The organism is Rhizobium sophoriradicis (assembly GCF_003939025.1).
In the GTDB taxonomy this organism is placed as follows: Bacteria; Pseudomonadota; Alphaproteobacteria; order Rhizobiales; family Rhizobiaceae; genus Rhizobium; species Rhizobium sophoriradicis.
Map to the genome: position 1 here is coordinate 98221 of NZ_RQIH01000007.1, position 16122 is coordinate 114342.

General features: G+C 60.9%; 12 protein-coding genes and 1 pseudogene. 7 read left to right on the forward strand and 6 right to left on the reverse strand.

From position 1 onward, the window contains the following. Positions 1–9 precede the first annotated feature (9 nt). Complete coding sequence (locus EFR00_RS13285; protein WP_039622271.1) at positions 10–549, reverse strand: TRAP transporter small permease subunit; 540 nt, start codon at positions 547–549, stop codon at positions 10–12. Between the two features lie 393 nt (positions 550–942). Here EFR00_RS13285 and EFR00_RS13290 point away from each other — a divergent pair, with 393 nt between their 5' ends. The 6 genes from EFR00_RS13290 to EFR00_RS13315 all read left to right on the forward strand — a co-directional run bounded on the left by EFR00_RS13290 (position 943) and on the right by EFR00_RS13315 (position 7748). After that, positions 943–3246, forward strand: a complete 2304-nt coding sequence (locus EFR00_RS13290; RefSeq protein ID WP_077990712.1) for a putative bifunctional diguanylate cyclase/phosphodiesterase — start codon at positions 943–945, stop codon at positions 3244–3246. A 144-nt stretch (positions 3247–3390) separates the two neighbouring features. After that, complete coding sequence (locus EFR00_RS13295) at positions 3391–4143, forward strand: N-acyl amino acid synthase FeeM domain-containing protein (RefSeq protein ID WP_077990711.1); 753 nt, start codon at positions 3391–3393, stop codon at positions 4141–4143. A 225-nt stretch (positions 4144–4368) separates the two neighbouring features. Beyond that, positions 4369–4593 carry an aa3-type cytochrome c oxidase subunit IV gene (locus EFR00_RS13300; protein WP_038691333.1) on the forward strand — a complete coding sequence of 75 codons (225 nt, stop codon included), beginning with the start codon at positions 4369–4371 and terminating at the stop codon, positions 4591–4593. 206 nt (positions 4594–4799) lie between these two features. Then, on the forward strand, positions 4800–5948 hold the full coding sequence (locus tag EFR00_RS13305; protein ID WP_077990710.1) for a Re/Si-specific NAD(P)(+) transhydrogenase subunit alpha: 1149 nt from the start codon (positions 4800–4802) through the stop codon (positions 5946–5948). Then, positions 5948–6346: a proton-translocating transhydrogenase family protein gene (locus tag EFR00_RS13310; protein WP_010053318.1), complete on the forward strand. Its 399-nt coding sequence runs from the start codon at positions 5948–5950 to the stop codon at positions 6344–6346. The genes EFR00_RS13305 and EFR00_RS13310 overlap by 1 nt, the downstream gene beginning before the upstream one ends. Before the next feature lie 7 nt (positions 6347–6353). Further along, on the forward strand, positions 6354–7748 hold the full coding sequence (locus EFR00_RS13315) for an NAD(P)(+) transhydrogenase (Re/Si-specific) subunit beta (RefSeq protein ID WP_077990708.1): 1395 nt from the start codon (positions 6354–6356) through the stop codon (positions 7746–7748). A 100-nt stretch (positions 7749–7848) separates the two neighbouring features. On the opposite strand, the gene EFR00_RS13320 is transcribed toward EFR00_RS13315, so the two are convergent. The 5 genes and pseudogenes from EFR00_RS13320 to EFR00_RS13340 form a co-directional block, all read right to left on the reverse strand. Further along, positions 7849–8331, reverse strand: a complete 483-nt coding sequence (locus EFR00_RS13320; RefSeq protein WP_009994679.1) for a DUF992 domain-containing protein — start codon at positions 8329–8331, stop codon at positions 7849–7851. Positions 8332–8482: 151 nt separating this feature from the next. Further along, positions 8483–10135 (reverse strand): sensor histidine kinase, encoded by a 1653-nt coding sequence (locus EFR00_RS13325; RefSeq protein WP_038691326.1) that lies wholly within the window; start codon positions 10133–10135, stop codon positions 8483–8485. Between the two features lie 386 nt (positions 10136–10521). Then, positions 10522–11391, reverse strand: a complete 870-nt coding sequence (locus EFR00_RS13330) for a tetratricopeptide repeat protein (protein WP_039622258.1) — start codon at positions 11389–11391, stop codon at positions 10522–10524. Positions 11392–11525: 134 nt separating this feature from the next. Further along, positions 11526–11738, reverse strand: a complete 213-nt coding sequence (gene rpsU / locus EFR00_RS13335; protein WP_003585885.1) for a 30S ribosomal protein S21 — start codon at positions 11736–11738, stop codon at positions 11526–11528. A gap of 155 nt (positions 11739–11893) precedes the next feature. Further along, a pseudogene (locus EFR00_RS13340) lies at positions 11894–13515 on the reverse strand (adenylate/guanylate cyclase domain-containing protein). Positions 13516–13782: 267 nt separating this feature from the next. Here EFR00_RS13340 and EFR00_RS13345 point away from each other — a divergent pair. Next, positions 13783–15963 carry a CHASE2 domain-containing protein gene (locus tag EFR00_RS13345; RefSeq protein WP_077990863.1) on the forward strand — a complete coding sequence of 727 codons (2181 nt, stop codon included), beginning with the start codon at positions 13783–13785 and terminating at the stop codon, positions 15961–15963. Positions 15964–16122: the final 159 nt, after the last annotated feature.

Here is a 16122-nt window from a genome sequence, read left to right on the forward strand (position 1 = left end):
TCCCGGGCGCTATTGCAGCGGCTTTTCGTATTTCGTGTCGATGCTGATCTGGCCGGTGAGGGCGGCGATCCGCTTGATCAGCTCGGAAACGCCCTGAAGGGACAGCAGTGCGAAGCCTGCGACCAGGATCAGCTTGACGGGCCAGCGGATCAGTCCGCCGGCGTTGCCCGATATTTCCCCCTGCGTGTAAGACAGCGCGAAGAATGGCCAGCAGAGCCAGGTGAGGAAGATGCAGACGGGGATGAGGAACAGGATGAGGCCGACGATGTCGATCCAGATCTTCGCCTTGTCTGACACGGCGCCGTAGATCAGGTCGACGCGGACATGCTCATTGTTGCGCAGCGCATGCGAGGCGCCGAGCATGACGACGAAGGCGAAGAGATACCACTGGATTTCCAGCCAGCCGTTCGAACTGTAGTTGAAGGCATAACGTACGATGGCATTTCCGGCGCTGATCAGACAACAGAACAGCACCATATATTCGGAAAGTTTGCCCATGATCCGGCTGAGCGAATCGATCAGCCGGCTTGCCGCCAGAAGTCCCGACATTCGTTTCCCTTATTCTTGTCCTGCCGTTATTTCGGCAGCTTTCCCTCTTTGAAGTCGGTGTAGACTACGGCCTTTGGAATTGGAAGGATAAATGCCGTGCATAGGCGCATAGTCGTACAGCGCTGCCCTCGTCCGCGCGCGCGCGGGGCTCGGGTTTTTCCGAAAACGATTCCGATTTTCGGCATCAAGATGGCCGGTCCGCATGATCGGCACATTTTCTGACAACCTAGGCGTGGATGATTTTTTCAAAAAACTCGCGATAAGGCTGCAATATCACCCCGTGGCTGTGATGCTCATCCTGGGGTTTTAGAAAATTTGCCCAAATGTTTGATTCGATTGAAATCAATTTTTAAAGGGTTGCCACTAGAATTCCCGCGCACAGGGAAAGTGTGGATGAAGCCAGATAGCCCGAACAGGGTCCCTTTAGATGTGTATCTGTCGTTTGTGAGTTCCCTTTCCGGGAACCGCATGACGCTTCTTGCTGGCGTAATCGTCCATGTGGCGACATGCCTTGCCGTCGCCGCCAAGACACAGTCTTCCGTCTACATTCTCCTCTCAGCCGCCTTCCTTCTGGTCTTCAACGTGCGCATGGCCATCTTCCGGCAGTTTGACCGCGTCGACAAGGAGAGGCTGTCGCACGCCGGAATCGAGCGTTGGGAGCGGATTCTGGTTGCCGGTGCTGCCTGCACCACAGCATTGCTCGGCATCGCCAGCGGCTACGCGATCTTCGTCGTACGCGATTCCTTTGCCGAGCTTGCCTGCATTGCCGTCACTATGGCAACCATGGTTTCGGTCGTCGGCCGCAACTACGGTTCGCGCCTCGCGGTCGACCTTCAGACGTTCTCCTGTTGCCTGCCGATGATAATCTGCAGCCTGTTGGCGCTGGATTTCTACCGCGGTCTACTGTCGATCTTCCTTATTCCCTTCTGGCTGACGACGCGGGCAATGGCGAATGGCGTGCGCGATTTCCTATACGAGAACGTGATTGCGCGTCGGGAAATCACCATGATCGCCGACCGTTTCGATACGGCGCTCAACAACATGCCGCACGGCTTGGTCATGGTGGATATGGAAAACCGCATTCAGGTCGTCAACCGCAAGGCCTGCGAGCTTTTGAAGATCGGTGCGCCGGAGCGGCTGAAGGACCGCGATCTCGGCGCCGTGCTGCGTTATGGCGCGCGTTACAGCTTTATGGATGCCTCGCAGCCGGAGCTCATCCTGCGCCAGCTCACCCAGGTCGCCGACGGCAACCTGTCACGTACGCTCATTCATTTCCCTGAGAACCTGTCGCTCGAATTCTCCGCCAGCCGCAGGGCCGACGGCGGCGCCGTTCTGATCTTCGAAGACGTGTCGAGCCGGGTGAAGGCGGAGCAGAAGATCATGCACATGGTCCGCTTCGATGCGCTGACCGGTCTGCCGAACCGCGAATATTTCGGGCAGCTGGTCCAGGAATATCTCGCCAGGCACCCGCGCAAATCAGGACCGCTCGGCTTCATGGTTCTCGATATCGACGAGTTCAAACATGTCAACGACATGCGTGGTCACGTCACCGGCGACCATCTGCTTTGCGCCATCGCCGCCCGTATCAAGCAGGCTTGCGGCAATGCCATCCTCGGCCGGTTGATGGGCGATCAGTTCATCCTGTTCTTCCCGCATGCGAAGGAGCCCACATCGCTCGAGCTCTCGATTCGCCGCGTGCACGCCGCGATCCAGGGCCATTACGAGGTCGACGAGCTGACCTTCCTCGTGTCGCTCAGCGCCGGCTACGCGGTCCTCGAAAGTTCGGCCTTTGCAATGGACGAGTGGAGCGTCAAGGCGGATCTTGCCCTGTTCGAAAGCAAGTCCCGCCTCAAGGGCGGCATTTCAGGATTCGAGCGGGAGATGGACGGGCGCTATATCGAGCAGCAAAAGCTGAAGGCTGACCTGCGCGAAGCGGTTTCGGCACAGGCGCTGCACCTCGTCTTCCAGCCGATGTTCCGGGCCGATGGCGCACGGATCGAATGCGCCGAAGCGCTGGCCCGCTGGGTGCATCCGGAGAAGGGCTCGATTCCGCCCGACGTATTCATCCGGCTTGCCGAAGAGATGGGCATTATCTCCGACATCACCCGTTTCGTCCTGTTCAAGGCCTGCAGCGAGTGCATGAGCTGGCCGGACCATATCGCCGTCTCGGTCAACCTCTCGGCGCGTGACTTGCGTGATGCCGATATTCTCTCGGTTGTCGCCGATGCGCTTGCTCATTCCGGTCTCGATGCGGCGCGGCTGCATCTCGAAGTCACCGAAAGCTGCCTGATCGACGAGCCGCAGGCCGTGCGCGCCATCCTGGCGGAACTGAGGGCCCGCGGCATCACCATCGCCATCGACGATTTCGGCACCGGTTTCTCCAGCCTCAGCTATCTCGACACGTTGCCGCTCGATATCGTCAAGATCGACCGTTCCTTCGTGCGCAACATCGTCGAGGATACCCGCCGTCTCAAGCTGTTGCGCGGCACAGTCCATCTCGCCCGCGAACTCGGCCTGAAGATCGTCATCGAGGGCGTCGAGACCGAGGAGCAGCTCGCGTTGCTCAACAAGCACCGCAGCACCGATCTGGTGCAGGGCTATGTTTTCTCGCAGCCGGTGCCCTCCCAAAACATCCCGCTGCTGCAGCAGGGCATCGGCCGCCGCCCTGTGCAACGTCGCCGCAATAAGGTCGCCTGAGCGCTCTGTGAGCGCCAATTCTACCACTGACAATCCCCCGCACCGTTAACCTTAATAGTTTATTTACCGCCCGAATTATCGGATTTCCTTGCCTAAATTTCACCGGCGTATGATTAATGATCCGTTAACGAGCGGATCGAGAGAATGTCAGAGACACTGTTCAAGCGTAATGATTTCAGCACGAAAATTTTGGATATTTTGGATCATGTCGAATATCGCCGCGTCGAAAGCAGCGAAGACATGGAACAGGTGGAACGCCTGCGTTACAAGGCTTACAAGGCCCATGACGTCCTGGCGCTCGCTCCGAAAGGGCTCCTTGATGACAGCGATTTCGACAGCCACGCCTATATTTTCGGGTTGTACTATTATGGTGAGCTGATCAGCACGATCCGAGTTCATTATGTGACACCCGAGCATCGTCTCAGCCAGTCCGGTGGCGCTTTTCCTGAGGCGATGGACGAACTCCTGGACGCCGGGCTGACGTTGATTGATCCGGCGCGTTTCGCAGCTGACCCGGAACTCACCGCGGATCTGCCCTGGGTTCCCTACCTGACGCTGAGACCCACCATCGTTGCGGCAGCTTATTTCCGCGCAGACCGCGTGCTTCAGTTTGTTCGACCGCCGCATGCGGCTTTCTATAAGCGGGTCTTCTATGCCGACACGATCGTCCCCGGCCGACTGGCGAAGAATTACGGGATCGACATGACGCTGATGGCGACGAATGTGGTCGAGGTCGGGCGCAAGCTGTTGACGCGCTATCCCTTCTTCATCTCCAGCGCCAGCGAGCAGCGCATGATGTTCTCGCGCAATCCCAACGACACGTTGCCGCCGCTCACCATTATTCCGACGGCGCGTTTCGTGCCGCCGGGTGAACTCGGCACTGACCTGCCGCTCTGATTTCTCCTGCCGCCGGACGGGGCGACATAGGGGCGATGACAAGATCCGCAGCCGATGTCCCGCCATGCTCTTCCTCCATGGGAGATGGGTGGTTTGGAACTGTGGCTGCGGCATTCTCATGCATTGCGCTTTCGCCTGTCATTGTGTAATTCCTGCAAGCAGGATTTCCCTCGGTCTAAGCGGGGGAATCAGGCAGCGCAGAGGCATTTCAGGGAGACGATATTAATGGCCGAACATCATACCGGACCGGTCGAGACCGGCGCGCCGATGGATTACAGGGAACATGAAAAAACCTACGACATGTTCATCGCGGCCACGAAGTACGGCTCGATGCTTCTGATCGTCCTCCTGCTTGCGATGACTGCCGGTTTCTTCGGCGGCGCCGGCCTTCTCGGCGGTCTCTTCGTCTTCATCATTCTTCTCGCTGCCGGCATCTTCCTGGTCCGCTGATTGCGGTAAGGGGAGGAGGGGGCTTTTCCGCAGCTTTGTGACTGAGGCGCGTCGCGATCGTTCAGATTCGCTCCTCGCGCTTCAGGTCTTTATTTTCTCGCACGTCGTTATCGCAGAACCGCCGTACAGTTTTGCGCGACATGCTTAGGTGCTTGGCCTGCGCAGGCGCGCCTGCGGCGGTCTGGCTGACCCGGAGGAGGGGGCAGTTGGGCAATATTATTTTCGTTGCAAGCGAAGTCACGGACGGGGAGACACGGGTCGCGGCTTCTGCCGAAACCGTGAAGAAAATGAAGAGTTTCGGCTTCGATGTGGTCGTCGAAGCCGGTGCCGGGGCGGCGTCACGTATTCCGGACGGAGAGTTCGAGGCTGCCGGCGCCAGGATCGGCAGTCTGGTCGATGCCGCTTCGGCAGACGTGGTGCTGAAGGTGCGCCGCCCGAGCGCGTCGGAAATCGCAGGCTATAAGAGCGGCGCGGTTGTGATCGCCATCATGGACCCCTATGGCAATGACGAGGCGATTGCGGCTCTCGCCAGCGCCGGGCTTTCGGCTTTTGCGATGGAGCTGATGCCCCGCATCACACGCGCCCAATCGATGGACGTGCTGTCGTCCCAAGCCAATCTCGCCGGTTACCAGGCCGTCATCGAAGCGGCGGCGGTTTATGACCGCGCCATGCCGATGATGATGACGGCCGCCGGCACCGTGCCGGCCGCCAAGGTCTTCGTCATGGGTGCCGGCGTCGCCGGCCTCCAGGCGATCGCCACCGCGCGCCGTCTCGGCGCGGCGGTTTCGGCCACCGACGTGCGCCCGGCCGCCAAGGAACAGGTCGCATCGCTCGGCGCCAAGTTCATCGCCGTCGAGGACGAGGAGTTCAAGGCGGCGGAAACGGCCGGCGGCTATGCCAAGGAAATGTCGGCCGACTATCAGGGCAAGCAGGCCGCACTCGTGGCCGAACATATCACCAAGCAGGATATCGTCATCACCACGGCGCTGATCCCTGGTCGCGCTGCGCCGCGTCTCGTCTCACGCGCCATGCTCGCCTCGATGAAGCCGGGTGCGGTCGCCGTCGACCTTGCCGTCGAGCGCGGCGGCAATATCGAGGGCGTCGTTGCCGGTGAAATCGCCGATGTCGAAGGCGTGAGCGTGATCGGTTTCGCCAACATGCCGGGCCGGGTTGCGGCCAGCGCCTCGGCGCTCTACGCCAAAAACCTCGTCACCTTCCTCGAGACCATGGTCAACAAGGAAACCGGGAGCGTGGTCGTCAATGTCGACGACGAACTCGTCAAGGCGACGATGCTGACCTATGCCGGCGACGTAGTTCATCCCGCCTTCGGCGGCGCGAAGAAGGGGGACATGTGATGGCCAGTGAAGCAATGGACAGAGCGCTTGAACAGCTCGACCAGGCGGTGACGGCCGTCGTTACGGCGGCGGCCCAGGCGCCGGAGGCGGCAAGTGCCGCGACCGGTGGGGCGATCGATCCCTTCGTCTTTCAATTCGCGATCTTCGTCTTGTCGATCTTCGTCGGTTATTATGTCGTGTGGTCGGTGACGCCGGCGCTGCATACGCCGCTGATGGCCGTCACCAATGCGATCTCCTCGGTCATTGTGGTCGGCGCGCTTCTGGCGGTCGGCATCTCCACAAGCGGACTTGCGACTGGCTTCGGCTTCGTCGCGCTGGTGCTCGTCTCGGTCAATATCTTCGGCGGCTTCCTCGTCACGCAGCGAATGCTTGCGATGTACCGCAAGAAGGACCGGTGAGGGACCGATGACCAATGTTGCAGCCTTCTTCTACCTCGTTTCCGGCGTTCTGTTCATCCTGGCGCTGCGCGGCCTGTCGCATCCGGCCACCAGCCGCAAAGGCAATCTCTACGGCATGGTCGGAATGGGGATCGCCATTCTGACGACGCTCGTGCTGGCGACGCCTAATTTCGGCGGCTTCGTGCTGATCATCCTCGGCCTTGCCATCGGCGGCAGCGTCGGCGCCTATGTCGCCCGCACCATCGCCATGACCTCGATGCCGCAGCTCGTCGCCGGCTTCCATTCGCTGGTCGGCCTTGCAGCCGTCCTGGTCGCCGCCTCGGCGCTCTATACGCCTGCTTCCTTCGGCATCGGCGAGATCGGCCATATCCACACCGAGGCGCGTATCGAGATGGCGCTCGGCGTGGCGATCGGAGCGCTCACCTTCACCGGCTCGATCATCGCCTTCCTGAAGCTCGACGGACGCATGTCCGGCAAACCGATCCTGCTGCCCTACCGGCATGTGATCAATGCGGCGCTGCTGGCGCTGATCATTCTCTTCATCATCGGGCTTGCCGCCACCGAAAGCCATTTTGATTTCTGGGCCGTCGTGGCGCTGTCGCTGGCGCTCGGCGTTCTTTTGATCGTGCCGATCGGCGGCGCCGATATGCCCGTCGTCGTTTCGATGCTGAATTCCTATTCAGGCTGGGCCGCGGCCGGAATCGGCTTCACGCTCGGCAATCTGGCGCTGATCATCACCGGCGCGCTCGTCGGCTCCTCCGGCGCGATCCTTTCCTACATCATGTGCAAGGGCATGAACCGCTCCTTCGTCTCCGTCATCCTCGGCGGTTTCGGCGGCGAGGCGGCCTCCGCCGGACCCGATACGTCGGACCGGACGGTCAAGCTCGGCTCGGCCGAGGATGCAGCCTATCTGATGGCTAACGCCTCGAAGGTGATCATCGTGCCGGGTTATGGCATGGCGGTGGCCCAGGCCCAGCATGCGCTACGCGAACTCGCCGACAATCTTAAGAAGAACGGCGTCGAGGTGAAATATGCGATCCATCCGGTCGCGGGCCGCATGCCGGGCCATATGAACGTGCTGCTTGCCGAAGCCAATGTCCCCTATGACGAGGTCTTCGAGCTCGAGGACATCAATTCGGAATTCGCTCAGGCCGACGTCGCCTATGTCATCGGCGCCAACGACGTCACCAATCCGGCCGCGCGCGACGACAAGACCTCGCCGATCTACGGCATGCCGATCCTCGACGTCGACCGGGCAAAGACCTGCCTTTTCGTCAAGCGCTCGCTCGGCTCCGGTTATGCCGGCATCGACAATACGCTGTTCTATAAGGACGGCACGATGATGCTGCTCGGCGATGCGAAGAAAATGACCGAGGATATCAACAAGGCGATTTCGCATTGATCGAGCGAGATGCAGCCGCCCATCGGGCGGCTGTTCGATTCATGCCGGCCGGTCTGTGCCATGCCGGCTCGGTGTCGCCTTGCCGCAAGCAAGTCTTCCGTCATACCTCGCCCGGCACCAGCGTCATCTTCTCGACCCCGATCGCCAGGTTCAGTCCTTCCTGAGCCTGGACGTTCAATGGCTGCAGCATGAAGGCTTTGTTTGTGCCGCCGGCGATCACCTTGGCGCCGGCGCCTGCACCGATGCTCGCATCCGCCCCGACACCGTAGTACTCGCCGGCCAGGGCATACTGCGGCATATCCGTGCCGGTTTTCGCAAGCACCTGCCAGATCATCACGCTCTTGCCGGTCTGGCCGATATCGAGGCCGAATTTCTCGATTTTGCCGGCGTAGACCGCCTTGGCGCCGCCGGATGCCGGCGTGTAGGTGCAGATCAGGTTCTTCTGCGACGTGATGATCAGACCCTGGCCGCCATCCGATCCGCAGACCAGGCGGCCAAGCGTGACATAGCTTTCGGCGCCTGCCGGGCTTGCCCAGGCCGCGGCCGTCAGAGCCACGGCTGCGATCATGGTTTGCTTGAACATGGTCTTTCTCCTTGGGAACGACCTGTTCGAAACGGGTGCCGGTGGCGATTGTTCCGGGAGGCTGAAGCCCGCCGCATCAAACGTGATGCATGGGATGCGTTCTCGCGCTTTGATTTCCCCGGAAACGCTCAGCCCTTGCGGGCGACATGCGTCAGGCCCGCTCCAGCGTGGCGCGTTGCGCCGTCAACACCCATAAGAGACCTTCAAGCCGGAAATCGATCTCAACAGTGCCGCGGAAGGCGGCGGCGGCATGGGCTTTGATAACGGTCGTGCCGAAGCCCGTGCGTGACGGCTCTACCACCGGCGGGCCGCCGCGCTCCTCCCAGGTGAAGCGGAGCAGGGCATCCGGCTTGTCTTCCTCCCTGACATCTCGCCATTCGAAGCGGACACGGCCTTGCGGAACGGAAAGTGCGCCGTATTTCACCGAATTGGTGGCCAACTCATGCAGCGCCAGACCGAGATTCTGCACCGCATCCGGCTTCAGGACGAAATCCTCACCTGTGATTTCGATCTGTTCGCGCGATTGCGGGAAGGCCTGCAGATGGATGTCGACGACCCGCCGAAGCGATACGCCTCCCCATTGCTCGCTGGTCAGGAGCTCGATCGAACGCACCAGCCCGTCGAGGCGATCGGCGACAGCGGACTGGAAGGTCTCGACGCTGTCGGCCTGCTTGGCGAGCTGGCGCATCATTGCCTGGGCGAGCGTCAGAAGATTTTTCGTGCGGTGGACGAGCTCGTGCATGACGAAACGCAGCCGGTCCTCGGTCTGGCTGCGGTCGAAGGAAGCATTCGACAGAGCGATCGCCACCTGGTTCGCCTCGATGACGCTGGTCTCGACCGGCGAGACAATGTGGCCGTCGCCCATACGCTTTGCCATTTCGGCGATATCGCGGATGGTGGTGCGCACCTGCCTTGCGACGGCATAGGCGGCGAGCACTGCGACGAGCACAAGCGCCACGCCGCCGATGATCAGGAAGCGCCAGGTGCTGAGGATCGAAGCCTGCGCGACCGGCCCCCAGATCACTGTTTTCCATGACCAGCCGGGGATCTGGGCATAACCGAGAAGCATGTGCGGCAGGATCGCCTCATCTTCGAAGACGCCGCGGGAGAAGCTCAGCGCCGGCAGGATGCGCGGATCAAAGGGCGTGCCGGGTTCCGGGGCTGCGGGGCCGGCAGCAACGACCACGTGACCGCTTTGATCGACGACGGCTGCCGACCAGCCGGGGGCAAGGCCCTGGGTCGTGACCAGCCTGCCGAGATCCTTGGCATCCTGCGTGATGATGAGGGCGGCGACCGGATCATCCGCCCGCGGGAGGGTGACATTATAGACCCATTCGCCGCTAGTTCTGCCGCGAAAAACATCCGAAGCCTCGATGCGGCCGGATTTCATTGCGGCATCGAGCGCGGCGATGTTTGCCGTCTTTTCGAGCGGCGTGCCGAAAGGCCGGCGCGTGTTCAGCAGTTGCTGACCGCTGCGGTCGACGGCGAGGACGTAGAGCGTATTGTTCCGCAGAGCCGTTTCCGTGCGCTCGTGGAAGGAGGCGAGATCGCCGTTTTCAAGCTCCGGCGAGCTCGACAGCAGCCGCAGCGTTGTCGCCATGTCCTGAAGCTGGCGGTCGATGATGCGTGAAAGGGCAAGCGCGTCCTGCGCCGTTTCGCGCTTCAGCGTCGAGCGCTGGTTATCCTCCAGCTGCAATAAAAGCAGCGCCACGAAGGCGAAAATCGGCAGCGCGATTGCCACCGCCATGGCGACGAGATAAGTGCCGATCGAAGCCTTTGGGAAGAACAGCGCGACGATCTTCATTGAATGTGCCGCGCCGCCTGTACCATCGCACAATCCATCAGGTCCACTCGAGCGAAGGATAAAATCGCGGGGCAGAGAACGTGGCCGTACCGCTGGCGCCGTTCGGCAGATGCGCGGCGCTGAGGCGGGCGCTGCCCGCAACAGTTTTCGCTCGCGGTCAGGAACGCAAAGATTCGCATCTCTCGCAAAACGCCCTCAACACGTTTTTCCATGCCCGACAGCGGGCCATCGAAGCAGCGACATGTTAGGGGGAGCATGAGCCGGTTGCAACATCGTATGACACGCCATCGACGATGACGGATGTTTTTTCCGCCTCTCTTTTCAAGGCGATGCGGCCGCCTTCATGACAGCGTCGTTGTCATCGGTGGCCGCGCCAATGCACATCCTTAGCCGGCTGGCGCGACGCCCACTCGGGCGAGTCCATCTCGGGCCGGCTGATATTTCGGATCAAGCCCGACTGCATGGCGGTAGGAGCGGGCAGCCTTCGCCTTATCGCCGCGGCGTTCGTAGACAAGCGCCTGGTTGGCCCAGGATTCGGCGATGTTACCGTTGAGTTCGATTGCATGGTTGAAATCGGCAAAGGCGTTGTCGTCGTCGTTCAGCGCGAAATAGGAAATGCCGCGGCCATTATAGGGCTCGGCCGAATTCGGCGCGAGCGAGATCGCCTTCGAGAAATCGTCGATCGCCTTATCCTGCTGATTGCGCTTCTGATAGATCAGCCCACGATTGTGGTAGGCGCGCCCGTCGGTGGTGCCGAGCTGGATTGCCTTGCTGAAGTCGTTGAAGGCCGCATCGTCCTGACCGGCCATGCGATAGACATTGCCGCGGCCGATATAAGCGACGTCGTAGCTTGGATTGATCTGCAGCGCGGCATTGTAGTCGGCAATCGCCTGCTGCTGTTGACCCATGTTGCGATAGACAAGGGCGCGGTTGGCATAGGCCTGGAAGAAGCGCGGATTGATTTGCAAAGCCGTGTTGAAATCGTTCAGCGCCTGGCGGAACTGACCGCCGCGGCCATAGGCGGAGCCGCGGACGTTGTAGCCCTCGGGATCCCTGGGGTTGGCGTTGATAACAGCCGTCAGCGACGCGATATTCTCTTCCGACCCTTGAGCCTTGTCGATGCGGATCACGGCGTCAGTGGTGTTGGTCGTCTCACAACCGGCGAGGCCGAACACGGCGGCCAATGCCACAGCGGGCAGCAATGCGGTTTTCTGCAAGCGCCAGGCGCGGGACAAATTGAAGGTGGTATCAGCCATTCGGGCTCGCTTTCCCCATGCGGCATATCCGAGACCGGGATATGCGATCTTCAGCGATAAACTAAAAAGGCGGCGGCGAACCAATCGCCCCCGCCACAATGCATCTGAAAACGTCGAAAAAACGACGGCAACGCTTAGCGTGCGACCAGGCCTTCGCGCTGGGCGCGCTTGCGGGCCAGCTTGCGAACGCGGCGAACAGCTTCGGCCTTTTCGCGAGCACGCTTCTGCGACGGCTTCTCGTAGTAGTCGCGCATCTTCATTTCGCGGAAAATGCCTTCGCGCTGCATCTTCTTCTTGAGAGCGCGGAGAGCCTGATCGACATTGTTATCGCGGACAAGTACCTGCACGAGAATCACGTTCCTTTGGTTTGGTTGATGCCTGAGGCGGCGCAGCGCCAGGGGCAAAAAATAACGTTCGCGCGGCCGCAGCCTTGCGATTGGTGATGCGAGATAGCAGATCGAGTAGGGGAAGTCCAGATGGATATGGGAAGCAGCCGGAAAAATCACACCTGACCGGCATCCTGTCTCGATCGCGCCGCCTCAGGCAAGGCCTCATCCAGAGCGGCAATCGCCTCCTTGAGCGCCGTTCTGACCCGAAGCCGGTCGGCAGGCTCCACCCGGCTCATATCCAGATGCAGGTCGAGGCCGGAGAGGTGTTCGCTCAGAACGCGGCTCTTATGGTCCGTGCCGAGCGTCAGCCCGTCCACGGCATAGGGCACGATCTCACGCTGTATGCCCTTCATCGTGATCGGCGGCAGCGGATGAGCGGCGACGATTTCGTTCACCAGCGCATAGGTTTCGTAGCTGATGACGATTTCTCCACCCTGGGCGATCGATTGCAGCCGGGCCGCCAGATTGGCCTCGGCGCCGATGATCGTGTAGTCCATGCGGTCGTTGCTGCCGAAATTGCCGACGTTGCAATAGCCGCTGTTGATGCCCATGCGCACGACGAAAGGCTCTTCGGTGCCGTTTCTGCGCCATCTGTCCTTGAGTTCGCCGAGGCGGCGCTGCATGTCGACGGCCATGCGCAGGCAGGCTTTCGCATCCTCCTCCGGCCCCTTCGTTTCCGGGTCGCCGAAGAAGACCAGCATGGCGTCGCCGATGAACTTGTCCACCGTGCCGCCATGCGCCAAGGCAATGTTCGACATCTCGGTGAGATATTCGTTGAGCATCTCCGTCAGCGCTTCCGGCTGTAGCCGCTCGGTGGTCGCGGTGAAATCCTTGATGTCGGAGAAGAAGATCGTCAGGCGCTTGCGCTCGGTATGGACCACCACGTCCTTCTGCCCACTGAAGATGCTCTTGTAGATCTGCGGCGAGAGGTAGCGTGAAATCTTCAGCGAGACGCTGGCGAGGAATTCGTTGGCCGCTTCCAGATCCTGGTTGGCGTTATGGTCGCGCGCGCCTGCTGCCGCTGCAGCAGAATGAAGCTGAGGCCGATGATGGCGACAAACAGAAAATAACAGAGCAGGTATTTGAAGGCGAAGACGTTACTCGCATAGGGCTGCCGGATGATCACTTCCTGGATGCCGCGCACATCGCCCACCTTCCAATCGGTCTTCGGGCTTTCCGGGTGGCTGTTGTGGCAGGCAACGCAGGCCTGCCCCATGACAACGGGCGTGATGAACCGCAGGGTATCAGTCAGTCCGACACGCGTGAGATCGTTCAGCGTCTGTTGCGGGTTGGCGCGCAACGCGGCAAGCGCTCGTCTCTCGAAATCGTCGAGCTCGTGGGACGCGCGGCTCTTGAACGGCAGGTCGGAGACGAAGCGGTAGGTGATATTGGCCTGCTGCTCCTTGATGACATCGCCGAGTTCCAGCGAGAGTGTCGCCGGCAGCGGAATGGCGCCTGGTATATTGGCGTAGTTGTGCGAAACGACCGTGACCGCCGTTGTGCCGCTGGCATGGGCGGCCAGGACGCGTCCTACGACATTGGCGGAATAGTAGGAGCGGATGCTCGATATCAGCGAGCTCATGTCGCGCGCCTGGCGTCTGAGGGTATTTCCGGAGAGATCGCTGATGTCGAGCCAGACGGCAAGCGGCAGTCCCGCAAGCATCGCCAGCACGACGACGATCAGCCAATAGCCGCTGCGGCGCACGGCGGTTTCGGAAATCACGGGAGCCCCCACTCTCTTATTTGAAAAGCATTCGCGCTTCGCTCGGTACAAGATCATTTCGCCGCGCTCGCGACAAGATCGAAGCCATGTCGTTAAAGCAAAGGCGTGGCCGAACTGACGGCGTTGTTGCGCTGATCGATGGAAAGCGGAGGGCGCGGAAGCAAAAGAACCGTCCGTAGCGTATGTGCGAATGGTGTTCGGACAGAAAGCGGCGTAGCCTGTCGGGCGGCAGGTGCGTGGCCGCTCGATCGGCCGTGGGAGGGAACGCCGGTTGAGATGATGACTCGCGTGCAGCAAATCGGTGTCATTATCGGCCTGGTGATCGTGGCCGCGCTGACGATGCTGCGGGCAGACGACCCCGGGATTTTCAAGCTGATCCGTGGCGTGACCTTCGACGAATATCAGCGTCTTCTTCCGAGAACCTTCGAGCCGATGCCGGTCCGTGTGATCGATATTGACGAGGCGTCGCTGCGCGAATTCGGCCAATGGCCTTGGCCACGAGACCGGTTGGCCCTGCTGGTGAACCGGCTTTCGGAGATGGGCGCTGCGGCCATTGCATTCGACATTCTCTTTTCCGAGCCGGATCGGCTGTCGCCGCGCAATGTCGTGCGCGAGGTCACCGGGGTCGATCGGTCCCTGGCCGAGAAACTTCCTGATAATGACGAGATATTTGCCCAGGCAATCTCTGGCAAGCCTGTCGTGCTCGGCTTCGGGCTTTCCAATGAGGGCAGTTACCGGCCGCCTGTCAAGGCGGGCTTTGCTTTCACCGGCGAAAGCCCTGTCTCGGCGCCGCCTCATCTTACCGCATCGACGCCGCTCAGACCACAATTGGAAGCCAACGCGGCAGGGCTCGGCCACATCAGCCTCAATCCCGGCAATCCTTCGCCGGTGGTGCGGACGGTGCCGTTGTTCCTGACCGATGGTGTGCAGCTCTACCCCAACCTCGCGGTCGAGGCGCTACGCGTCGCGCAGGGCGCTTCCACTTATGTATTGGCCGGCGCCCCCGATCGTGCCGGCGTAATGACATCGGCAAAGATCGGCGATTTCGTCGTGCCGCTGACGGCGGCGGGTGAATTCTGGCTCTATGTCAGCCCCGACCGGGCTGAGCGCTATATATCCGTCCGCCGGGTGCTCGCCGCCGAAGGCGCCTCTTCAGAGGTCTCTGCCGCCATTGGCGGCAGCATCGTCTTCATCGGCACCTCGGCGGCAGGCCTGCAGGACATCCGTGTCACGGCGCTCGGTGAGAATGTTCCCGGTGTTTCGATGCATGCGCAGGCCGTCGAGCAGATTCTCTCCGGCCGTTTCCTGTCGCGTCCCGATTGGGCCGATGGGCTGGAAATCCTTACGATCGCGGTGCTCGGATGCCTGCTCGTCTTAGTCACCACCTTCGTCAGTCCCGCCGTCGCACTGGTCTGCGGCCTGCTTATTACCGCAATGGCGCTCGTGGCCTCCTGGCTCTCCTTCCTCTATGCAGGGCTTCTCCTCGATCCGCTGGCTCCGATCGTCAGCGGATCGATCACCCATTTTGCCGCGACCTCGTTCCGCATTCTCGTGATCGATCGGGAAAGGCGCGAGGTGCGACGCGCCTTCGGCCATTATCTGTCTCCGTCGCTGCTCCATCGCATCGAGCATAACCGCGATGCATTGCGCCTCGGCGGCGACGACCGCGAGCTGACGGTCATGTTCGTCGACGTCAGGAACTTCACCGAGATGAGTGAACGGCTGGCGCCGACGGATGTCGTCGCCTTCCTGAACACATTGCTCGACGCGCTGAGCCGTCATGTCGTGGCCAATGAAGGCACACTCGACAAATTTATCGGCGATTCGATCATGGCGTTCTGGAACGCGCCGGTTGATGTTGCCGATCATGAAACCAAGGCGGTTCGCACAGCCCTCGCCATGCGCGAGACACTCGCCGAACTGAACGCCGGCGACGCCTTCGGCTTCGGTCCCGATCAGCAGGTCGACATCGGCATCGGCATCCATACCGGCATTGCCTGCGTCGGCAATATGGGCGCCAAGACCCGCTTCAACTATTCGGCCGTCGGAGATGCCGTCAACGTCGCCGCCCGCATCGAGTCGTCGTGCAAAGAAGTAGGCTTCGATATCCTCATCTCCGACAGTACTGCACGTTCAGTGGATGGAATGGCGCTGATCGACGCCGGCGCCATTCCACTGAAGGGAAAGAGCAGCCGCACCAAAATCCTTGCCGTCCTCGGCAATGAGCAGGTGGCGGCATCCCGGGAATTCGCCGCGCTCAATGCCGTTCACCGGCAATTGGTGCAGGCCCTGCATTCGCATTCAAGGAATACCCGCAAACTTATGGATACGGCAAAGCTCAGGGCGGATGACGTGGTGGGCGGTTTGGTGGAATTCTATCGGCGGATACCCAGCAGGACCGACCATTTTCGGGAATTGGCTGCGGGGATCGAAAAGAGGGCTGCCGATACCGAAAAGTAAAAGCGATTTTCGGAGTGCCCTTCTTGGGAAGGATATCACCTTCACTACCCGACACGCCGACAGTCCTCGCCGCCCTGCAATGCTCGTTGACGTACTACCTCATTGCGAGGCGGATATAGCGGTGCCGACGCCTTGACTTGCGAAGATCCCGAAAACAGC

What these genes read in the sequence shown, in the direction of transcription:
- EFR00_RS13285 (WP_039622271.1), bottom strand. Translation starts at nt 549, where the DNA reads ATGTCGGGACTTCTGGCGGCAAGCCGGCTGATCGATTCGCTCAGCCGG.
- EFR00_RS13290 (WP_077990712.1), top strand. Translation starts at nt 943, where the DNA reads ATGAAGCCAGATAGCCCGAACAGGGTCCCTTTAGATGTGTATCTGTCG.
- EFR00_RS13295 (WP_077990711.1), top strand. Translation starts at nt 3,391, where the DNA reads ATGTCAGAGACACTGTTCAAGCGTAATGATTTCAGCACGAAAATTTTG.
- EFR00_RS13300 (WP_038691333.1), top strand. Translation starts at nt 4,369, where the DNA reads ATGGCCGAACATCATACCGGACCGGTCGAGACCGGCGCGCCGATGGAT.
- EFR00_RS13310 (WP_010053318.1), top strand. Translation starts at nt 5,948, where the DNA reads ATGGCCAGTGAAGCAATGGACAGAGCGCTTGAACAGCTCGACCAGGCG.
- EFR00_RS13315 (WP_077990708.1), top strand. Translation starts at nt 6,354, where the DNA reads ATGACCAATGTTGCAGCCTTCTTCTACCTCGTTTCCGGCGTTCTGTTC.
- EFR00_RS13320 (WP_009994679.1), bottom strand. Translation starts at nt 8,331, where the DNA reads ATGTTCAAGCAAACCATGATCGCAGCCGTGGCTCTGACGGCCGCGGCC.
- EFR00_RS13325 (WP_038691326.1), bottom strand. Translation starts at nt 10,135, where the DNA reads ATGAAGATCGTCGCGCTGTTCTTCCCAAAGGCTTCGATCGGCACTTAT.
- EFR00_RS13330 (WP_039622258.1), bottom strand. Translation starts at nt 11,391, where the DNA reads ATGGCTGATACCACCTTCAATTTGTCCCGCGCCTGGCGCTTGCAGAAA.
- EFR00_RS13345 (WP_077990863.1), top strand. Translation starts at nt 13,783, where the DNA reads ATGACTCGCGTGCAGCAAATCGGTGTCATTATCGGCCTGGTGATCGTG.